Origin of the sequence: Anaerosporobacter faecicola (genome assembly GCF_012070565.1) — a bacterium.
Taxonomy (GTDB): Bacteria; Bacillota; Clostridia; order Lachnospirales; family Lachnospiraceae; genus Anaerosporobacter; species Anaerosporobacter faecicola.
In genome coordinates this window covers 123,400-144,048 of sequence record NZ_JAAQRO010000052.1, presented here as the reverse complement: position 1 = coordinate 144,048, position 20,649 = coordinate 123,400, and the positions used below count along the sequence as shown (strand labels likewise).

Annotated in this window: 26 protein-coding genes and 2 pseudogenes; 26 read left to right on the top strand and 2 right to left on the bottom strand. The window is 35.6% G+C overall.

The genetic code is table 11. The annotated features are described in order from the left end of the window. Positions 1-88: 88 nt before the first annotated feature. The 4 genes from HBB17_RS19760 to HBB17_RS19745 are packed head-to-tail and all read left to right on the top strand — an operon-like array spanning position 89 to position 3,910. Positions 89-304: an SHOCT domain-containing protein gene (locus HBB17_RS19760; protein WP_167959228.1), complete on the top strand. Its 216-nt coding sequence runs from the start codon at positions 89-91 to the stop codon at positions 302-304. A gap of 60 nt (positions 305-364) precedes the next feature. Further along, entirely contained in the window at positions 365-1,927 is a 1,563-nt protein-coding gene (locus HBB17_RS19755) for a recombinase family protein (RefSeq protein WP_167959227.1), read from the top strand. Continuing rightward, a complete protein-coding gene (locus tag HBB17_RS19750) occupies positions 1,927-2,352 on the top strand; it encodes a recombinase (RefSeq protein ID WP_167959226.1) in 426 nt (141 codons plus the stop codon). Before HBB17_RS19755 ends, HBB17_RS19750 begins: the two co-directional genes overlap by 1 nt. Further along, positions 2,345-3,910 carry a recombinase family protein gene (locus HBB17_RS19745; RefSeq protein WP_167959225.1) on the top strand — a complete coding sequence of 522 codons (1,566 nt, stop codon included), beginning with the start codon at positions 2,345-2,347 and terminating at the stop codon, positions 3,908-3,910. Before HBB17_RS19750 ends, HBB17_RS19745 begins: the two co-directional genes overlap by 8 nt. A gap of 56 nt (positions 3,911-3,966) precedes the next feature. On the opposite strand, the gene HBB17_RS19740 is transcribed toward HBB17_RS19745, so the two are convergent. Beyond that, positions 3,967-4,605, bottom strand: a complete 639-nt coding sequence (locus tag HBB17_RS19740) for a Crp/Fnr family transcriptional regulator (protein ID WP_167959224.1) — start codon at positions 4,603-4,605, stop codon at positions 3,967-3,969. 108 nt (positions 4,606-4,713) lie between these two features. On the opposite strand from HBB17_RS19740, the gene HBB17_RS19735 reads away from it, so the two are divergent. From HBB17_RS19735 to HBB17_RS20705, 12 genes are all read left to right on the top strand, one after another. Next, positions 4,714-5,028 (top strand): cupin domain-containing protein, encoded by a 315-nt coding sequence (locus HBB17_RS19735; protein WP_118475177.1) that lies wholly within the window; start codon positions 4,714-4,716, stop codon positions 5,026-5,028. Between the two features lie 20 nt (positions 5,029-5,048). Further along, positions 5,049-5,531, top strand: a complete 483-nt coding sequence (locus HBB17_RS19730) for a permease (protein ID WP_118475175.1) — start codon at positions 5,049-5,051, stop codon at positions 5,529-5,531. Then, a complete protein-coding gene (locus tag HBB17_RS19725) occupies positions 5,531-6,247 on the top strand; it encodes a permease (protein WP_238483818.1) in 717 nt (238 codons plus the stop codon). Before HBB17_RS19730 ends, HBB17_RS19725 begins: the two co-directional genes overlap by 1 nt. Positions 6,248-6,499: 252 nt before the next feature. Then, the gene (locus HBB17_RS19720) at positions 6,500-6,772 is read left to right on the top strand and encodes a DUF5320 domain-containing protein (RefSeq protein WP_118475171.1); all 273 of its coding nucleotides are present in this window, start codon (positions 6,500-6,502) and stop codon (positions 6,770-6,772) included. Between the two features lie 63 nt (positions 6,773-6,835). Beyond that, on the top strand, positions 6,836-7,213 hold the full coding sequence (locus HBB17_RS19715; protein WP_118475169.1) for a DUF134 domain-containing protein: 378 nt from the start codon (positions 6,836-6,838) through the stop codon (positions 7,211-7,213). Further along, positions 7,213-7,620 carry an iron-sulfur cluster assembly scaffold protein gene (locus HBB17_RS19710; protein WP_330588307.1) on the top strand — a complete coding sequence of 136 codons (408 nt, stop codon included), beginning with the start codon at positions 7,213-7,215 and terminating at the stop codon, positions 7,618-7,620. The genes HBB17_RS19715 and HBB17_RS19710 overlap by 1 nt, the downstream gene beginning before the upstream one ends. Then, complete coding sequence (locus tag HBB17_RS19705) at positions 7,595-7,963, top strand: NifB/NifX family molybdenum-iron cluster-binding protein (RefSeq protein WP_167959223.1); 369 nt, start codon at positions 7,595-7,597, stop codon at positions 7,961-7,963. The genes HBB17_RS19710 and HBB17_RS19705 overlap by 26 nt, the downstream gene beginning before the upstream one ends. Position 7,964: 1 nt before the next feature. After that, entirely contained in the window at positions 7,965-8,825 is an 861-nt protein-coding gene (locus HBB17_RS19700; protein WP_167959222.1) for a nucleotide-binding protein, read from the top strand. After that, entirely contained in the window at positions 8,803-9,687 is an 885-nt protein-coding gene (locus tag HBB17_RS19695) for an ATP-binding protein (protein WP_167959221.1), read from the top strand. The genes HBB17_RS19700 and HBB17_RS19695 overlap by 23 nt, the downstream gene beginning before the upstream one ends. Then, positions 9,684-10,505: an MBL fold metallo-hydrolase gene (locus HBB17_RS19690; RefSeq protein WP_167959220.1), complete on the top strand. Its 822-nt coding sequence runs from the start codon at positions 9,684-9,686 to the stop codon at positions 10,503-10,505. The genes HBB17_RS19695 and HBB17_RS19690 overlap by 4 nt, the downstream gene beginning before the upstream one ends. 17 nt (positions 10,506-10,522) lie before the next feature. Beyond that, positions 10,523-11,365: an Mrp/NBP35 family ATP-binding protein gene (locus tag HBB17_RS19685; RefSeq protein ID WP_167959219.1), complete on the top strand. Its 843-nt coding sequence runs from the start codon at positions 10,523-10,525 to the stop codon at positions 11,363-11,365. A gap of 2 nt (positions 11,366-11,367) precedes the next feature. Continuing rightward, positions 11,368-12,192 carry a C-GCAxxG-C-C family (seleno)protein gene (locus tag HBB17_RS20705; protein ID WP_167959217.1) on the top strand — a complete coding sequence of 275 codons (825 nt, stop codon included), beginning with the start codon at positions 11,368-11,370 and terminating at the stop codon, positions 12,190-12,192. A gap of 597 nt (positions 12,193-12,789) precedes the next feature. On the opposite strand, the pseudogene HBB17_RS19675 reads toward HBB17_RS20705, so the two are convergent. Continuing rightward, positions 12,790-13,086, bottom strand: a pseudogene (locus HBB17_RS19675) (transposase); the annotation flags it as partial. A 22-nt stretch (positions 13,087-13,108) separates the two neighbouring features. Between HBB17_RS19675 and HBB17_RS20835 the strand changes: the two are divergent. The 10 genes and pseudogenes from HBB17_RS20835 to HBB17_RS19620 form a co-directional block, all read left to right on the top strand. Further along, positions 13,109-13,471: pseudogene (locus tag HBB17_RS20835) on the top strand (transposase); the annotation flags it as partial. Positions 13,472-13,853: 382 nt separating this feature from the next. Beyond that, on the top strand, positions 13,854-14,216 hold the full coding sequence (locus HBB17_RS19665) for an aminotransferase class V-fold PLP-dependent enzyme (RefSeq protein ID WP_167959215.1): 363 nt from the start codon (positions 13,854-13,856) through the stop codon (positions 14,214-14,216). A gap of 230 nt (positions 14,217-14,446) precedes the next feature. Beyond that, the gene (locus HBB17_RS19660; RefSeq protein WP_167959213.1) at positions 14,447-15,196 is read left to right on the top strand and encodes an ABC transporter ATP-binding protein; all 750 of its coding nucleotides are present in this window, start codon (positions 14,447-14,449) and stop codon (positions 15,194-15,196) included. A gap of 276 nt (positions 15,197-15,472) precedes the next feature. Further along, positions 15,473-16,435, top strand: a complete 963-nt coding sequence (locus tag HBB17_RS19655; RefSeq protein ID WP_167959211.1) for an ABC transporter permease — start codon at positions 15,473-15,475, stop codon at positions 16,433-16,435. A 174-nt stretch (positions 16,436-16,609) separates the two neighbouring features. Then, positions 16,610-16,801 carry a transposase domain-containing protein gene (locus HBB17_RS19650; protein ID WP_238483816.1) on the top strand — a complete coding sequence of 64 codons (192 nt, stop codon included), beginning with the start codon at positions 16,610-16,612 and terminating at the stop codon, positions 16,799-16,801. 379 nt (positions 16,802-17,180) lie between these two features. After that, positions 17,181-17,750, top strand: coding sequence for a tyrosine-protein phosphatase (locus HBB17_RS19645; protein ID WP_167959209.1), 570 nt, complete (start codon positions 17,181-17,183; stop codon positions 17,748-17,750). 147 nt (positions 17,751-17,897) lie between these two features. Next, positions 17,898-18,323 (top strand): GNAT family N-acetyltransferase, encoded by a 426-nt coding sequence (locus HBB17_RS19640; protein WP_167959207.1) that lies wholly within the window; start codon positions 17,898-17,900, stop codon positions 18,321-18,323. A gap of 214 nt (positions 18,324-18,537) precedes the next feature. Continuing rightward, the gene (locus HBB17_RS19630; RefSeq protein ID WP_330588299.1) at positions 18,538-19,053 is read left to right on the top strand and encodes a hypothetical protein; all 516 of its coding nucleotides are present in this window, start codon (positions 18,538-18,540) and stop codon (positions 19,051-19,053) included. Between the two features lie 158 nt (positions 19,054-19,211). Next, positions 19,212-19,733: a hypothetical protein gene (locus HBB17_RS19625; protein WP_167959204.1), complete on the top strand. Its 522-nt coding sequence runs from the start codon at positions 19,212-19,214 to the stop codon at positions 19,731-19,733. Positions 19,734-19,981: 248 nt separating this feature from the next. After that, positions 19,982-20,623 carry an AAA family ATPase gene (locus HBB17_RS19620; protein ID WP_167959203.1) on the top strand — a complete coding sequence of 214 codons (642 nt, stop codon included), beginning with the start codon at positions 19,982-19,984 and terminating at the stop codon, positions 20,621-20,623. The last annotated feature ends 26 nt before the right edge of the window (positions 20,624-20,649 follow it).

The following is a 20,649-nucleotide window of genomic DNA, read 5'->3' as shown; positions in this document are numbered from 1 at the left end:
TTTCCTTTAGGGGTTCGATTCAGCCTGTCTTTTCGCTTATAGGCAGAGGGGAACATTTCCACCGTTCCCCCAGACTGGAGGAATCGATATGGAAGTACAAAAAATTGAAAATTTTAAGATACCAAACGCAGTGGCTCACGAGATTACGCAGGAGGAATTGCAGCGTGAATATGATTATTACAGAGCACAGAAAGTACTTGAAACCATGTTCATGTTCGGCATGATTTCCGTGGATGAATTCAACAAAATAAGCGAAAGAAACCGTCAAACTTTCTCTCCATATTTATCTGAGATTATGCCCTAAATGACTTGCTATATCAGTGATTCTACGGGAATATGTCCATACCGAAAGCGAGGTGAGTTGATGAAAAGGATAACAAAAATTGAAGAAAATAAAGCCTTATCGGTTAAGAAGAAAACCCGCGTTGCTGCCTATTGCAGAGTATCCACGGCAAGCGATGAACAGCTTATCAGTCTTGATTCGCAGAAAGCACATTATGAGGATTATATCAAATCCAATGTCGACTGGGAGTACGCAGGGATATTTTACGATGAAGGTATCACAGGCACGAAAAAGGAGTGCCGTGACGGTCTGAATTCCCTGATAGATTCTTGCGAAAAAGGGCTTGTGGATTTGGTCATTACAAAGTCCATCAGTCGTTTCAGCAGAAATACCACAGACTGTTTGGAACTGGTAAGAAAGCTGATTGGTCTGAAGGTTACCGTGATTTTCGAGAAAGAGAACATTAACACAGAAAGCATGGAAAGTGAGTTGATGCTTTCTATCTTAAGCAGTCTTGCAGAAAGTGAGTCGGTTTCTATTTCTGAAAACAGCAAATGGTCAATACAGAAACGCTTTCAGAATGGAACCTATATTATTTCCTATCCGCCTTATGGCTATGAAAATATAGGCGGAGAAATGATTGTTGTACCGGAGCAGGCAGAGGTTGTCAAAAAGATATTCGAAGATACGCTTGCCGGAAAAAGCACTCATGTTATTGCAAAGGAACTGAATGACAGTGGAGTGAAGAGCAAAAAAGGCGGAAAGTGGACTCCCGGAGCAATCAATTCGATTATTCGCAACGAAAAATTCACGGGTGATGTGATTTTCCAAAAGACCTACACCGACAGCCAGTTCAGCCGCCACACCAATGATGGAGAGTTAAATCAATATCTGTGTGAGAACCATCATGAGCCGATTGTAAGCCATGAGATTTTTGACAAGGCAAACGAGGTTCTGAATCAGCGTGGAAGAGAAAAAGGTAATGGAGAGCGAACTGAACGCTACCAAAATCGCTATGGTTTCTCAGGCAGAATCAGGTGTGGAGAGTGCGGAGGAGTCTTTAAGCGAAGAATCCACTATAAGCCGAGCGGAAGTTACATTGCTTGGTGCTGCACCCATCATATCGAGGACAGACACTCCTGCTCCATGAAGTACATTACTGATGATGGAATAAAGACGGCTTTTCTTACCATGATGAATAAACTAATCTTTGCCCATCAGCACATATTAAAGCCATTGTTTTACAGCCTGCAGGGGTTTGACGATAAGAACAGGCTCCTACAGATACAGGAATATGAAACAAAGCTGGAAAAGAATATGGAAGAAAGACAGGTGCTGACCAGTGTAATGGCAAGCGGACTGTTAGAGCCAGCACTTTTCAGCAAGAAGATTACGGCTTTGACTTTGGAAGAGAAACACTTGCAGGAAGAAAAGAAACAGATGATAAATACAGTGAGCGGTGACAGGACAAAGATTGAAGCATTGGAGAAACTTATGAAATTTGCGCTCGGTAGCAGGATGCTGACGGAATATTCGGATGAGATATTCCTTTCCCATGTGGAAGGAATTATTGTGTTTTCAAGAGAAGAAATCGTCTTTGAACTGGAGTGCGGACTGAAATTAAAGGAAAGGTTGGTGGGATAATGGCACACATACCCTACGGATATAAGATTGTAAATGGAAAGGCAGAGGTTGATGAAGAAAAGGCAGAAGCGGTCAGAAAGCTGTTTGACGGCTACATTGCAGGACTTGGATTAAAGCCTGCGGCAGAAAATGCTGGTCTTGAGATTTATCATGGCAGTGCAGGCAGAATACTGAGAAACACGCACTACCTTGGCGATGAATATTATCCTGCCATCATCGACAGGGAGCGTTTTGATAAGGCAGAAGAAATTAGAATGGCGAGGGCATCTTCCTTGGGCAGGGTCAGAGAATTGCAGGCTGCACCAAAGCCTGTGGCGGATACAAGGTTTACCATGCCAACTGTCGAGCGTAAATTTGCAGATCCCTTTGAACAGGCAGAATATGCCTACAGCTTAATTGAAAGTGAGGTGACGATACTTGAATAAGAGTATCACAGTTATTCCGGCACGAAGGCGTGTGGGAAATACCGTAAACAAAGAAGTAAAGCCGAAGCTCAGGGTCGCAGCGTACTGCCGTGTCAGTACCGACAGCGATGAGCAGGCTACCAGTTATGATGCACAGGTGGAGCATTACACCAATTTTATACAGAAAAATGAGGAATGGGAGTTTGCCGGTATATTTGCTGATGATGGTATATCCGGCACCAATACCAAAAAGCGTGAGGAGTTCAACCGCATGATTTCTGAATGTATGGAAGGTCATATTGATATGATCATTACAAAGTCTATCAGCCGATTTGCCCGTAATACCTTGGATTGCCTTCGATATATAAGACAATTAAAGGAAAAGAATATCCCTGTGTTTTTTGAAAAGGAAAACATCAATACAATGGATTCCAAGGGCGAGGTTCTGCTGACCATCATGGCCAGTCTTGCACAGCAAGAATCGGAGTCCTTAAGCAAGAATGTAAAGATGGGTATGCAGTTCCGATTTCAGAATGGTGAGGTGCAGGTCAACCATAATCGCTTTATGGGATACACCAAAGACGAAGATGGACACCTCATCATAGAGCCTGCCGAGGCAGAAATCGTCAAACGAATTTACCGTGAATACCTACAGGGCGCAAGCCTAAAGCAAATCGGAGATGGCTTGATGGATGATGGAATTTTAACAGCCGCCGGAAAGGCAAAGTGGCGTCCTGAATCGGTCAAGAAAATCCTGAAAAACGAAAAATATATTGGTGATGCCCTTTTACAGAAGACATATACCGTGGACGTTCTTACCAAAAAGAGAGTGAAGAATAACGGCATCGTTCCGCAGTATTATGTGGAGAACAGCCATGAACCGATTATTCCCCGTGACCTCTATATGCAGGTGCAGGAAGAGATGCTCAGACGAGCTAACCTTCACAGTGGAGCGAATCGGAAGAAACGAGTTTACAGTAGCAAATACGCACTTTCCAGTATTGTGTATTGTTCAAAATGTGGGGATATTTATCGAAGGATTGCTTGGAACAACCGCGGGAAACATTCCACGGTATGGCGATGCGTAAACCGTGTGGAGCATGGCCCTGACTGCTGCGATGCACCAACTGTGCAGGAAGAAGAATTGCAGAACGCTGTGGTAAAGGCAATCAACACGGCGCTTGGTGGCAAGGATGAAATGCTTACTGCCTTGGAAAAAAATATAGCGATGGTGCTTGCTTTGGAAGATGAGACTTCGATGGAAAGCCTTGATGCCAAGCTGGAAGAACTGCAGCAGGAGCTTCTAAAACGAGCAAATGCCAGACAGGATTATGAAGACCTTGCTGATGAGATAGACCTTTTGCGAGAACAAAAGCAGAATGCTATGGCGGAGAATGCAGAACGAGAAGGTTTGAAACAGCGAATTGCTGAAATGCAGCAGTTCCTTGCCGAGCAGAGAGGTACAATACAGGTGTATGACGAGCAGGTAGTACGCAAGCTGATAGAAAAGATTACGGTACATGATGAGAAAGTAACTGTTGCCTTTAAATCTGGGATGGAGATTGATGTGAAAATGTAAATTTTAATTATGGGGAATCCCCCTAGACTTATAAAAGCTAGGGGTGCTTTCTAATGTTAATCATGAATTGTAATATTTCTATTATCGATTTCTATTAACCCTTCATCTTTCATTCGTTTTAATTCACGAAAAAGCGATGGTCTTTGAACACCAAAATGGTCAGCAAGCTGTTTTTTTGAAATAGGTAAAATGATAGTTTTAGATTTCTGAACGGCAGAAAGTGCAACAAGGTAATCCATCAGGTTTTCTCTTAAAGATTTCTGAGTATACATAGCTATTTTTTTATTCATCCCTTGGGAGTTTAAGGATAGTGACTTCACAAAGGACATAACAAAACTATATTCTTTTAGCAGCTTGCTAACTGCTATTTTTGAAATATGGAAAAGGGTACATCCAGCTGTACAATAAATATTCATTGGATATCTATTTTGCTCCCCGAATAAGAGATTTGCCCCAATAATACTGCCTTCGCAAAATTTAGATACAATAGTTTCAGAACCGTTAGATGCTAGAGAATAGGCTATTAAATTGCCTGAAAGAACTATATCCATTCCATAACACTCTGAATATTGCTCATGCACAGTTATTCCTTTGTTATAAGAACGCTTAATAATTTGATTGCTTAAAATTAAACTTTCTAATACTTTTTGATCTACATCTTTAAAGTGAGGTAGATTTTTTAAGTCTTCAACCATAAAATCACCTTTTTATTTTTATTATATCAAAAAGAAACTTATGTGTCTATTTAGTTATAAAATATAATGTTAATATGATTACAACGAATAAAAAGGAGGCAATTTATTATGATAGAAAAAGTATTTGAGTTATCTAAGAAAAATGAGAAAGCAGTGGAGAAGGTTGTTTTTGATGAAAACCTACATTATTTGCACATGGTCTTTAATAAGGGTGAGGGGTTGCCTGAACATTTCTCCAACTCTAATGTTTATATGACCGTTATGAAAGGAACTCTGTCTATCGGTCTTGATGAACAAGAAGTTCACGAGTATTCGTATAATACTTTGATAAAGATTCCAGTTAATACAAAAATGAATGTAAAAAATCTTAATGATGATACTCTAGAATTAATTGTTGTAAAATCACCAGCACCAAAGATATAAACAAGATGGAGGAATTATAAATGGATATTTTTACAATCGGCATATGGATTGGAACTTTAATTTTTCTTGGAGTTTCTTTTGCTAAAAATAAGGGAAAGACAAATCAAGCACTTAAAATGGCATTTAATATGGGAAAAGGAATGGCTATAAGTATATTTTCAATCATTTTTGCAATTGGATTAATCCTGACACTACTTCCACCGGCAGATATTGCATCTTTTGTGGAAAAACAGTCAACTGCAATTGCAACAATAGCATCGGCTTTGTTAGGAACAATTACACTAATTCCAGCCTTTATCGCTTTCCCGCTAGTAGGGACACTGGTAGATGCGGGAGTTGGGATAGTTCCTTCCGTGGCATTTTTAACAACTTTAACAATGGTCGGTGTTGTAACCTTCCCTCTTGAGAAAAAGGAATTCGGCGTTAAGTTTACAGCAGTTCGTAACGGACTTAGTTTTCTGTTCGCTATAATTATTGCACATGTAATGGGGGTGATTATATAATGGTCTTAAAAAAAATAAAGGATAATTTGTTCTTTTTTATAATTATTTTGGCATATGCAATTATGACTACCATTAATCCGTCTATGGGGATAGAATCAGTTAAAAACAGTGGCTATTACATTAAGGAAATGCTTATGATTATGCCAGTTATCTTCGTGCTTACTGCGCTTTTAGATATGTGGGTTTCAAAAGAAAAAATAATGAAATTTCTAGGTAAGGACGCCAAAGCCAAAGGTGTTTTTCTAGCTTTTGTAATTGGAAGTATTTCAGCAGGCCCAATATATGCGGCATTTCCAATGTGCGTTATGCTTCACAAAAAAGGTGCATCAATTAGAAACATCATTATTATTTTAAGTTCTTGGGCAGTCATTAAGGTTCCAATGCTTTTAAATGAAGCAAAGTTTCTAGGCCCTAAGTTTATGGTTATTCGTTGGATATTAACTGTTGTGGCAATTATCATTTTTTCGTGGATTGCAGACAAGATAATAAAGGATAAGGATTTGCCAAGCGAGGAAACATCACAAGTAGGATTAATAATTAATAAAGGTGCTTGCATGGGTTGCACTTTGTGTACTAAGAATTATCCAGAACTCTTTGAAATAAAGAGTAAAAAGGCAGTCATTAAGGCACATGATGCAACTACAATAGATAAGGAAAAACTTCAAACTACAATAAATGCTTGTCCTGTTAAAGCTATAGAATATATAGAAGATTAACGATGCTAATTTTGTGTCACAATTAAAATATAACACCCTGTAGGCTATAAGAGTCTATGGGGTGTTTTTTACTAAATCAGTTTACTTTTTAATTGAAATGAGAAACTTAATCAATCAAAAAGTGAAGCTTTGCAATTGAGTTATAGCATATTTTTAAAATAAAATTTAAAGAGTTATTGACATATGCCATTAACAGAGGTATACTAATGATAGTAAATGGCATATGTCATAAACTACAAGGAGGTGAATGGTATGCCTAGAAGAGATGGAACTGGCCCAATGGGTGCTGGAACAATGACTGGACACGGTTTAGGCTTTTGCACAGGGAAAAATGCAGTCAAGCGTGGTGCTGGACTTGGATTAGGTCTTGGATTTGCTTGCAGACGAGGTTTTGGTAGTGGATTTGGGAGAGGTTTAGCAATAAATCAATATGCGACAAAAACACATAAAGACTTCCTTCAAGAACAAAAAGAATTACTGCAAAGCCGAATCGAAGTCATTGATAAACAATTAAAGTACCTGTAACGGGTATTAGAGGTAACTGGAGGACGCTCTGGTTATTTCTGATTAGAAATGGGGTGATAGATTATGCCAAGACCAATGAAATGGAGAAAAGTTTGTTGTCTGCCAGAAAGTAATAAATTTGGCCCTCTTGATTCAGTGTTGGACGATCAAGATCATGTAAACATGACAGTTGATGAATATGAAACAATAAGGCTTATAGATTTGGAGGGTTTTACTCAGGAAGAGTGTGCAAAACAAATGAATATTGCCCGTGCTACCGTTCAGGGAATATATGTAGAAGCCAGAAGAAAGTTAGCTGAATCATTGGTGAATGGTAAAGTGTTAATAATTGAGGGAGGCGAATACCGTCTTTGTGATGGATCGGGAAATGGATGTGGCCGAGGCTGTCATAGGCATGGACGTGGCAGATTCTTTACAGATAATGAGAATCGAGGTGACTAATTATATATTCCGAAAAAGTAATTGAACATTTTATGTGCCCTCAAAATGCTCATAGCATGCCAGATGCTGACGCTGAAGGAAGTTTTGGAGACCCTTCGTGCGGAGATTATCTTACCGTTTATATAAAGGTGAAAGACAATCATATAGATGACATAAGTTATCTTGTGTTTGGCTGCAGTGCATCAATTGCAACGTCCAGTATGACATCGGTGATGGCAAAAGGAAAAGGCCTGGATGAAGCATTAAGAATTACAGAAGAGGATATAATCGAAGCTCTAGATGGGCTTCCTGAAAGCAAGGTTCATTGCTCAAATTTAGGAGTAAGTGCATTGCGCAATGCAATCAATAATTATTTAGTAGTTAAAAGAATGGAGGATTCTTATGAAAATAGCAATTCCGGTAGATGAGAAAAGTGTGGATTCAAACGTATGTGTATCCTTTGGACGCACTCTCTATTTCCTTATTTATGATGTAGATACTAAGGAAAGTGTATTTCTTGATAACAGTGCAGCAGCAAGTACAGGTGGTGCAGGGATTAAGGCTGCACAGACGATAGTAGATAATAAAGCAAATGTTTTGCTTACTCCTCGTTGCGGGGAAAATGCTGCTGAAGTGCTCAAATCTGCTGATATTGAAATATTTAAAACGACATCCGCATCAGTAAAGGATAATATTGATGCTTTCATCGATGGAAAACTTCCTTTGCTAGATGAAATTCATGCCGGATTTCATGGGCACGGAGGCAATTAATATGAGAATAGCTGTGCTAAGCGGCAAGGGCGGCACAGGAAAAACACTGGTATCGGTAAATTTAGCTGCGGTAGCAAAAATATCAACATATATAGATTGTGATGTTGAAGAGCCAAATGGGCATCTATTCTTTAAACCCGAAGATGTCCAAGAGGAAGAAATATCAGTAAAAATTCCAAAGGTGAATAATGAGCTATGCAATGGATGTCGAAAATGCATAGATTTTTGTAAATTCAATGCTCTTGCCTATATTAAAGATAAACTGATTGTTTTCGAAGAGGTTTGTCACTCCTGTGGCGGTTGTATTATGCTTTGCCCTGAAAAGGCACTGACAGAGAGAGAAAAGGTTATTGGGAAAGTTCAAAAAGGAACTTCCGATCAGGTAACGGTATACACAGGAATATTAAATACTGGTGAAGCTTCGGGTATCCCTATTATTAAAAAGTTGCTTGCTGAGAATAAACCTGAAGCAGATAAACTGACCTTTATTGACTGTCCTCCTGGAAGTGCCTGTATTGTAATGGAAAGTATTAAGGATGCAGACTATTGTATATTGGTAGCTGAACCTACGTTATTTGGTGTTCATAACCTTAATATGGTATACGAGTTGGTCAAGTTATTCAATAAGCCGTTTGGTGTAGTTCTAAACAAGTGTATAGAAGGTGAAAATCCAGCTGAAAATTTCTGTATAGAAAAAAACATTAAAATTTTAGATCAGATCCCATTTGATAATGAACTTGGAATATTGAATTCAAATGCAGAAATTGCCGTGAGGGAAAATGAAAAATATCAGGCTTTATTTTCTTCTCTGTTAGAAACAGTGAAAAAGGAGGTGCAACATGAAACAACTTCTTATTCTTAGTGGAAAAGGCGGTACTGGGAAAACTACTATAGCCAGTGCTTTTATCAAGCTTGCAAACGCTAAGTCTTATGCGGATTGTGATGTAGATGCACCTAACCTACACCTTATAACAGAACAAAGCTCTCAACCAATGAAAACAGATTATTATGGTTTACCAAAAGCGGAGATAAATCCAGAACTGTGCATCAAATGTGATAAGTGTAGACAAAACTGCAGATTTGATTCTATTTCAGTAGATAAGAAATATAAAGTAGATCCTTTTGCATGTGAAGGCTGTGGAGTTTGCAAAGCTGTTTGTCCAGTAGAAGCTATATCTTTAAAACCGGCTGTAGCTGGTGAGTTGATGTTATATGCAAATGAAGGAGAAGTTTTTTCTACAGCACAGCTGAAAATGGGTAGTGGCACTTCAGGAATGCTGGTCACAGAGGTTAAAAAACAGATGAAGTCGGAGATAGTTAATGCCAATCTTGCAATTATTGACGGTTCTCCAGGCATAGGCTGTCCTGTAATAGCATCACTTAGCGGTGTGGACATGGTTTTGATAGTGGCCGAACCGTCCATATCTGGCATTAGTGATTTGGAGCGAATCATAAAAACAGCGGCGAAATTCGGAACTATGACAGTAATATGTATAAACAAATTTGATACCAACGTAGAAAACACAAAAAAGATAGAAGCGCTATGTAAAAAACAAAGGCTGACTTTTATGGGTAGAATACCTTTTGATTCGAATGCAGTAAAAGCGATTAATAATGGCCGAACCATTGTAGACATAGATTGTGCATCGGGTGCAGCAGTAAAAGCAGTTTACAATAAGACAATGAAATTACTTTTTGAAGAAGGTGGTGGGCTAAGGTCATGATTATCAAAACATTAGTGGAAAACACATCGATATCGAAAGACTTCGGTAACGAACATGGTCTTAGTCTGTATATTGAAACAAATGCACTTAAAATTTTATTTGATGTTGGAGCAAGTGAATTGTTTCTTAAAAATGCTGAAAAACTTGGCGTCAATATCACTGACGTTGATTTTCTTGTAATTTCACATGGGCACTATGACCACGGTGGTGGATTAAAAACCTTTTTTAAAGAAAATACAAAAGCAGAGGTGTATTTACACCATCTTGCTTTCGAGAAACATTATGCTATCCGTCCAAATGACAAATTAGATTTTATCGGTCTTGATGATGAGCTGAAACAAAATAAGCAAATTGCACTTACGTCAGACCAATTCTATATCAGTAATGGAATCCAGGTACTCTCGAATGTTGTTCAAAGAGAGACTCAACCGAAATCAAATCGTGGTTTGCTAACTGAGCAAAATGAACGAATGATAGATGATACTTTTGCACATGAACAGAATCTCATCATAGAGGAAGATGGAAAGACCCTTCTAGTTACAGGCTGTGCTCATAATGGTATCATAAATATACTTGAACATTTTCAAGAAATAAAAGGTCGTATGCCTGATTATGTAATAGGCGGATTTCATCTTTCCAGTCGCTCTGGTGGCAATGAGGACTCTGATATGATAGATAGAATTGGTAAATATCTAATGGCTACAAAAGCAAAGTTTTATACCTGCCATTGTACAGGTATAGAAGCCTATGAAAGGCTGAGATCTGTTATGGGTGATAATATTGATTATTTATCAACAGGCAGTGAAATAACAATCTAAAATAAAGGAGCTAAATTATGAGCGAAAATTGTAATCAAAATTGCAACAGTTGTTCAGAGGACTGTGCAGAAAGAAAAGAACAAAAAACTGATTTCTCCGAGAAGTTGCATGAGATGAGTAGCATCAAAAAAGTCATAGGTGTTGTCAGTGGGAAAGGAGGAGTAGGAAAGTCACTTGTTACTTCGATGCTCGCTGTTACCATGAATAGAATGGGTTATCATACTGCCATTCTTGATGCAGATATTACAGGACCTTCTATTCCAAAGGCATTCGGAATTCGGGGAAAAGCCACTGGTAGCGAATTTGGCCTATTCCCTGTTAAAACAAAGACTGGCATTGATATTATGTCTGTTAATTTACTTTTAGAAAACGATACTGATCCTGTTGTATGGAGAGGACCAATAATTGCTGGTACAGTTAAACAGTTCTGGACTGATGTTATCTGGAGTGATGTAGATTTTATGTTCATCGATATGCCACCAGGAACCGGCGATGTTCCCCTTACAGTATTTCAATCCATTGCTGTTGATGGGATTATTGTCGTAACCTCTCCACAAGAACTGGTATCCATGATTGTATCTAAAGCCGTCAAGATGGCAGAAATGATGAATATCCCAATCATTGGTTTGGTAGAAAATATGTCTTATTTTAAATGCCCTGATAACGACAAGGACTATCAGATATTTGGCGAAAGCCACATTGAAGAAATTGCTGAAAAACATAATTTAAAGGTTCTTGCTAAACTACCTATTGATCCGAAAATTTCAGCTGCCTGTGACAAGGGTATGATAGAGCTTTTTGATGGCAATTGGCTTGATAGTACATCAAAATTACTAGAGGAAAGACTTGAGGAAAATTAAAAGTGAGTAAACATTCAACAATAGCAAAAGAATTATTCACAAAAGGATACAATTGCTCTCAATCGGTAGTTTTAGCCTTTTGTGATGAAATAGGACTTGACTCAGAAACAGCACTGAAAATTTCTTCTTCATTTGGTGGTGGAATGGGAAGACTACGAGAGGTATGTGGAGCAGTCAGTGGAATGTTCATAGTTGCAGGAATGCTAGATGGGTATTCAAATCCTTTAGATAGAGTTGCCAAAACTGAGCATTACAGGCTGATTCAGTCACTTGCAATGAATTTTAAGGATGAAAACCGATCAATCATTTGCAGAGAGCTTTTAGGTTTATCTGTTGATAGACAAAGTCACATACCAGAAGAAAGAAACGAAGAGTATTATAAAAAACGTCCCTGTGCAGAACTTGTTGAGCATGCAGCAGAAATATTAGATGAATATATTCAAAATAAAAAATTGGAGGAAAAAACAATGATGAAAATAGCAGTAGCAAGTGAAAAGGAAATGGTAACAGAGCATTTTGGGCATTGCGAAGGGTTTATGATTTTTGACGCGGAAAATAATCAAATTGTCAAAAGTGAAACCATTGCTAACCCCGGACATAAACCTGGATTTCTGCCTAATTTTCTTGCCGATCGTGATGTAAATGTCATCATCAGCGGTGGTATGGGCGGAGGCGCAGTTGAGATTTTTAATGAAAGGAACATCGAGGTTATTGTTGGAGCAAAAGGTAATGCCAAAGCAGCAGCAGAAGCATACTTGGAAGGCTCTTTAAAGTCGACTGGTTCTGTTTGCCATGAACATCAGCATCATGATGAATGTAGCGAATAAAATATCATATTTATATTGTGAAATAGTGCTTGTATAAAGTATAATAGGTGCAAGTACTATTTTTGCTTATAGAGCAATCTTGTAGATATGTTTCCAAAAACAGATAAAATACCGTGGATATGTTTCCGTGAACGAGCAGGTACTAAAAATACCGATATGACATTCATTCACTCAACTCGTGCCACGTGGAGACTATTGTAAGACTACAAAGGGTAACTATATAGAAATCCTTGAATTTACGCACTTTGTGAAGATTTTTCAGTTTGATGGAAATGGTGAATATTATAGAAACAAGCAACAAATTAATCAAATTAAAGTTTCTGTAGTGGTAGACCTCGTTAGTGGGAACACATGTGAGAACATAGACGAAATTTAATAAAATTGCCTTTGAGCAACATATAGGGATATACAATTCTTAATTTAAGATTTGTATATCCCTTTTTGTAGTTTGGTTACAAGAAAAAAGAGAGGTCCCAAATACCTCTCTTATGACTTGGTTGAACAACCAGAATGAAGTTTATGTACTTTTAGAAAATCGTTGAATCCAAAAGTAAATTCTAGTAATGGGGGTGCGGGGGGTGCGGACGTTTTCTTGGACTAAGTTGCTATTCCTAGGTTACGTCTATACTGAAGTGGACTCATTCCACCTAGTGACATTTTAATTCGTTCTTCGTTATACCAGTGTATATATTCGTCTAGTTACTTGATAAACGAATCAATAGATATATGGTTCCAATTTCTGTTGTAAAAAAGTTCGTTCTTTATTCTACCAAAGAAGCCTTCACAAGCAGAATTGTCTGGAGAACAACCCTTCTTTGACATAGAGCGAGTGAGCGCCGCTCCGTCCATTAGTTTAATCCAATCAGGCCAACGATAATGACAGCCCCTATCTGTTTTATCACGAATTCAGTATAATTCTGATAATGGAAGTGAATTTTCTAATCCAAAGGCTATAGAAGAGAGCAGTGATAAGCTAACAGGAAGAAGAACGCGTTTATTTTACTGTGATGCAGGTAAGCCATATCAAAAAGGTGCCATTGAAGTAAATCATGAATTGATACGTAGGATACTTCCCAAAGGTACTAGCTTTGATCAATTGGAACAGAAAGACATAGATTTAATGATGAACCATATCAATTCATACAAAAGAAAGAAGCTGAATAATCGTACACCCTACGAGACCTTCAGCTTCTATCACGGAGAAGAAGTTTTAAATAAACTTGGCTGTAAATCAATTGCAGCAAATGAAGTAATATTAAAACCTTCTCTACTAAAATAAAAATTTTGTAGACCGTCAACACATGCTATATGTCATCAATAGGGGTAGATTCTCCGATTACAAAAAAGTCGAGCGAGAATCGACCTCTACTAGGTATGCGGTCATATATGTATAATACGCTGATTTTATATAAAAAGCAATTGCATGTCGCTTACAAAAGTAGCATCTCACTTACAAAGTAGTGTAAAAGTAGCGTTTCGTTTACAAAAAATGATTCTTGATTATAAACATTGCATTTCGTCTTACAAAGTAGCATCTCATTTTACAAGTCACCAATATAGAAAAAATTGACAAATAGGAATAAATAGTATATTCTTATACAAGAAAAAATAACAATAAATATTAAATAAAGTAAATAAATCTCATATAATGGTGGTAGTATATGGACGAGAATAATTTTAAAAAATATAAAGAAAGAATTATTGGTGATGGTGTATATCCAAGGTGTAATAATTATGGTAAAAAAATACTTTATGCTGATTGGGCAGCTAGTGGAAGATTATATTTGGATATTGAAAATCAAATTATTGAGGAATATGGACCATATTATAGTAATACTCATTCTCATGGTAATTATATTTCAAATGAGATGGAAGAATTATATGCTTTAGCAGAGAATAAGATACTAAATCACTTTGGAGGTGTGGATAATTACGAAGTGATTGCAAGTGGATTTGGCATGACTTATGCTATAAATAAATTTCAAGACATATTAGCTTCTTCTGAGGATTATCAAGTAATTTAAATGAATTAACGGATAATAAAACAAGTATAATTATTTCCCATCGATTAGGGGTTACCAAATTTTGCAACAAAATTATTGTAATGAAGGATGGAGAAATAGTTGAAATTGGCAACCACGATGAGCTTATGAATCTGGAAGGTGAATATGCGTACCTGTACAAAACGCAGGTATCGTGGTATCAGACTTAATATCAAAGTTTAAATTAAGATTAATAGAAGAGGTATGAGCAAATGGCAGGAATTTTAAAGTTAGAAAATATAAATAAATCCTATAAATGCGTGGATAAAGTTATTTATGCACTTAGAAATGTCACCTTAGAAATTGGAAGAGGAGAAATGTTGGCAATTATGGGAAGCAGTGGCTCTGGCAAGAGTACATTATTACATATTCTTGGTGCAATTGATAAACCGGACTCTGGTAAAATATACTTAAACAATGTCCTTGAAAAAAATTATTGCAAGGAACCAGATGCAACTAAGATACGTAGAGATTATATAGGATTTATATACCAGGATTATAACTTGTTAGAAGATTTTACTGTTGAGGAGAATATATCATTACCTTTAATTTTATCGAATTATAATGATAAGGCTAGAGGAAAAATTGCTAATGAAAAAATCGATTTAGTTGGATTAAAAGGTCGTGAGTGTCATAGACCTAATGAGTTATCAGGTGGACAACAACAGAGGGTAGCAATTGCTAGAGCATTGGTTACCAATCCTAAGATTCTATTAGCAGACGAACCTACTGGAAACCTTGATTATAATACAACTATAGATATTATGGAGTTGATTTACAAATTAAGTAAAGAAACAAGCCAAACTACAATTATAGTTACACATGATCCAGTGGTTGCCACATATGCGGACAGAGTTGTTTTTTTTAATGACGGTGAAATTAAAGGTGAACATGTAAATTGTCATAATGAGAAAGATTTGGATAAGATACTTGAGCAATTTAGAAGTCTAATGAAGCAATAAGAAGATTATACTTGGAGGGTTTATGTCTAGTTTGAAATCAATCAGTTTAAGATTTTTAAAATGTAGTAAAATTCTAACTATTTCTTGTTTTTTTAGTGTATTTATAGGTACAATATTAATTGTTGAAATGTTTAATATGTCCTTAAATGCATCGGCTTCCTACAGGAATTCAATTAAATCAATGTATGGAGATTGTGATGCGGGCATTGTTTTAGTACGATAATTAAAAGTAATAATGAAGAGTATTTGAAAAGCCAATATTTAGCGGAAACGGTTTTGACAACAAGTACATCAGTAAGTTTGGCGGACGCACAGGAACTTTATAGTCAGTTAAAGAATGATGACTCTATTAAAGTTTCTATCGTATATAATACAGGAATAAATGCTCAATTTGAAGGTCAAGAGATAGAGTACTCCATTGCTGATCTGAATGCTTTAAGTGTTCAGATCATAATACCGGTAAAGAATATAGAAGATAATTATATAATTATTAGTGAATCTTTTGCAAGAACTCATAATCTTAAGATATATGATTATGTTGACATTAAAGCACCAGATACGTATAGATATGATTCAAAAGGGTATAGGTTAGGTATAGAAAAAGAAGGGAAGAATTGTACCTTACAGATTGCTTGTATTATACAGGATAATAAAATGATGTATCAGGATGCATACATAGATATTTATAATCTAGATTTTATGCAAGAAAGTGCGTGGGTTAACAAAATATATATTAATGGCGATTACCAATATATTGACAACAAGTTAGAAAACATGAAAAATGATTTTCCTTATCTTAAATGGGCTAATTATAGTGATGTACTTATGATAAATAATAGAGATATTGATAATAGATACTTAATGATTGAAATTGTTGTTAGAATATTAGTAATAATCGCTTCAATAGGCTGGATTAATTCGCTTAGAAACATATTCTTATCACGAGTGAAGGATTACGATATTATAAGAATGCAGGGAGTAAGTAGAATCAGGCTTGCCAAAATAATGGTGTATCAGATAATAACATATCTACTTAATGGAACTATATTGGGTTGCATAATTGGAAGTTTAATAGTTGAGGCATTAATATATAGGGATCAGAATAGATTAACTTTTGATATTAATTTTGGTATAGTTTATCAGATGATTGTTATCATGCTATTATTCTGTTTGCTTTTAATACCTGTAATTAGGAAAATATGCAATAAACAACTATTAAGTCAATTTTCACAAAAATAGGCGAGATTACTTTAGAGTTATAATTAAGGAGATTTTTATATAATGTCATTTATTTAAGATATTGAGGATTAACGGGACCTCTTTTGAAAATACATTTTGAAAAGCATTTAGTAAACGGCAAACCACTCGCCTTGTCTGACTGAGCTTTTTATGGCAAACTTTAAAAAATAGCCAGTGCAAGTCTACAGTATTTCTGAAACTGCAAAACTGAACAATCTTCGTCCATACAACTATTTTAAATATATACTCACAGAGTTGGCAAAACACTGTGATGAAAAAGGAACTATAGAACCTGCTGAACTGGATTACATTATGCCATGGTCAGAGCAACTTCCAGAGGAATGTAGGAAACCACGCCGCTTATAAAACAAGCGGCGTTAACTTTACCGTCAGGCGGACGGTTTGACGTTTACATTGATTCGAATATTCAAAGAGAAGATTTGTTGTTTAATGAGAGGTGGTACTTCATCGGGAAACGTGGGATTTGTCGATTTGGAATCGTTTGAGAGAGTTAAAGAGGTTGTTGATAATCTGGAGATGCTTGAAAGGTAACCACTAATTTGGATATTAACAATGTAACGTGTAGCAGTTTTATTTGAGATAATTAATTAAATAAATGATAGCTTAATTAAGGAAGGTATATGAAAATTGTACATTGATAGTTAGCAAAATAACTGGTAATATTTTTATAGAGCTGTAATAATATTAAAATTTGAGTTGAATAATATTGGTGGAGGATTAAGTAATGGGGTCTATTTTTAAATCAACAATGAATACGCGTGCACTGCCAACAGGCACAATGCGTTATATTAGAAGTGATGCACCAATTGATTTAACAGATAAAGAGATTCAATGGCTATTGAGTAACGATATTACAACTATTGTTGACCTAAGGTCTGAAGAAGAGGTTGTTAAGAAACCGTGTAAACTTCAGAGAATGAACGACTTTAAATATTTTAATTTTCCAGTTACAGGTGGCTGCGATATTCCAAAAACGCGTGAACATCTATATAAGGTTTATACACAGATGCTTGATAAACAGATGGAAAAAATTATTGATACGATCTTGAATGCTAAGACAAATGTGATGTATTTTTGTACAGCAGGAAAAGATAGGACAGGTGTGGTATCGGCCTTGATTTTAAAAAAACTTGGATTTGATGACGAAAGTATAATTGATGACTATATGATATCTAAAGAAAATTTGATCGATATGCTCACGGCATATGTCAGAGAACATCCAGAGGTAGATATTGATATAGTTATTCCACACAGGGAAAATATGAAAAGATTTTTGGAACATTTACAAAAGTAAAGCTTTTTATTTACGTTGAAACCACTCGTATATATTTTCACAGAGATACAAATTAGAATTGACCGAGCTGAAAGCGAGGGATGCTTCTTGAACGATAGTTCAAGAAGATGGAGCATAAGATAACATAGAATTAGGGAGAATAAAAGTATGATATATAAAGTTTATGATTACTTGTCAGAAGACGCTATGGATATTAGAAAAATAGTATTTATGGAGGAACAAGGATTTCAGAATGAGTTTGATGACTTGGATGAAAAGGCAATTCATTTTGTTGTATATACGATGGAAAAGCAACCAATAGCAACTTGTAGAGTTATAGAAGATAAAGACGGTGCTTTTATTTTAGGACGACTAGCTGTTTTGAGTGATTTTCGAGGAAAAAATATTGGAGTAGGTTTGCTTAGGGAAGTAGAAAAAACTGTTTTGAAAAGAGGCGGAAAAAGTATTAGGTTACATGCGCAATGTCGAGTGAAAGATTTCTATAACAAGGTGGGATATCTGGAACATGGATTAGAAGATGATGATGAAGGATGCCCACATATATGGATGAGTAAAACATTATTAAGTGAATGAGAACAAGAAAAATAAAAGGGTATGGCTACCCGAATTGCGTATCTTCCAATTTATCGGTCTGCTTAGTTCGATATAATCACGAGCTAAATAACGACAAATATTTATCATAACGAAAAAATGTAACGTGCCACGTAACAATATTTGCAAAAGAGTGCATGAAGGTTGGTTTATTTATTTCATCTCATGCAATATAATGGGTTTATTCTAAAGGCCGATGGATAAATATAAAATGGAGATGAAATTATATGAGTTTAGGTACAAATATAAATTATTTACGAAAACTGAAGAAAATAACACAGGAGCAATTGGCAGAGAAAATGAATGTTACAAGGCAGTGAATGGATATATAATTATTGTAGAGGAGAATGCAGTAGTGGAAATACAATTTATTAAGCAACCAACAGAATATTTGTGTGGACAAGCCTGTGTGGCTATGTTAGCAAATGTATCCGTTGATGAGGTTATAGAAGTTATACATAATGATAAGGGGACTGGTAAAAAAGAACTTGCAATTGCATTAGAACACTTTGGTGTATTATGCGCAAAAACAATGACAAAAGCAGATAATAACACCAAGCTTCCCGATACATGTATATTAAAGGTTTTGCTTCCTAAATATGGCCATTGGGTTTTGTATCATAAAGGCAAGTATTATGATCCGGAATTTGGACTGCTTGATGAATTGTATCCCAAGGAAAGAATACAATCATATTGGGAGATATATATTTGATTGTAGTTTTGTATTGTATATTCAATTGGTATATAGGCTGAACATAGATATAAAGATATGTCCAATACTGGTAATAAATTAACTGATATAATTTAGCAAAATGGATTAGATACTTAGAAAAGGGAGGAAATCCATTAGGTAAAATGGATTGATATAAGATGATCGATTTATATCCAGATGAGCAATATATGCTTAAATTTACTAATCATGAAATTATGAATTATTTAGTAGAGCCAATTACTGCGCAAGGTAATCACAAATTTAATATAACAATGTATGAAAAGAAAAAAGGAGAAAAAGAAAGGATTTTTAGTATTGAGTTTGTTGATGAAAATATAGAGATTCTATTTTATGAGCATTTGATTGGAATATTTGTGTTCGATGAGGAGATTATGTTTTTCGATGATCATGCGAAAGAAGAGCTGTCAGGAAGCGAAACCTACCATAATGTTGTATATGAAGGAACACTAAGAGATAAGACCCATGAACAAATTTTAAATATGATTTATAAGGTGTTTATGATATTAGAGGGTACTAAAAAAATAATGATAGAAGAAACAGTATATGAACAAATTGGCATACACTATCCCAAATGTAGATATATCGTAAAATTGACTCAAAAAAATGTTGTACCATATGAAATAATTCTGGAAAACATACATTTTAGAATTAATAAATAAGCGTTGTTAAGGGGTTGTCATTTTATGATATATTAGTGTATTTTGTGTCTAATTATGATATAAAAAGTGGTTTTATGTTGATAGTTTTGCTTTTACATGGTAAAATATGAAAAAATAGTTATATCAGATCAGGAGGATTTATTATGGTGGCTTTTTTACGATTAAGAAATATCTAAGAGCATAAGACTATGTTAAATAGTTTTGTGCTATTTTAAGTGATTAAAACTATTTAATAAAGGAGAAATCAAATGATATTTCAAGACAATGTAATTAAAGAATACTTAAAAAATGTATATTTTATAACAGGTACACCTTGTGGTGGGAAAACAACTATTTCACGTGCATTAGCAAAAAAGTATGGTTATGTCGTATATGATATTGATGAACAGTTTTCAAAACATCAACAGATGTCTAATGCGCAGTCTCAACCTTCTATGAATAAAACCTTCAATAATGCGGATGAATTCTTTGGTCGTTCAGTTGAAGAATACAAAAAATGGTTGATTGATAATACAAGAGAACAGTTGGATTTTGTTTTACTAGATTTAATCAGAATTTCACAAAATCAAATCGTCTTATGTGATTGTCATTTAACAGTAGATGAGGCTGATCGATTAACTGACTTATCACAAGTAGTGTTTTTAATAAAAGACCCTACGAATCTTGTCAATGATTACTGCAATCGTCCAGACCATCAAGATTTTAGTAATTTTATCAATAGTGCAACTGATGTTGATAAAGCAAAGCTAACTTGTAATACAACATTAAGAGAAATTAATGTTAAGAGATGTAAGGAAATTAAGGACAGTCAATATTTTTGGATTGAAAGAGATAACAGTACTTCTGTGGAAGAAACTGTTCAAAAGGTAGAACAACATTTTAGATGGTAATGTGGCAAAAAGTTTCTGCCATACAA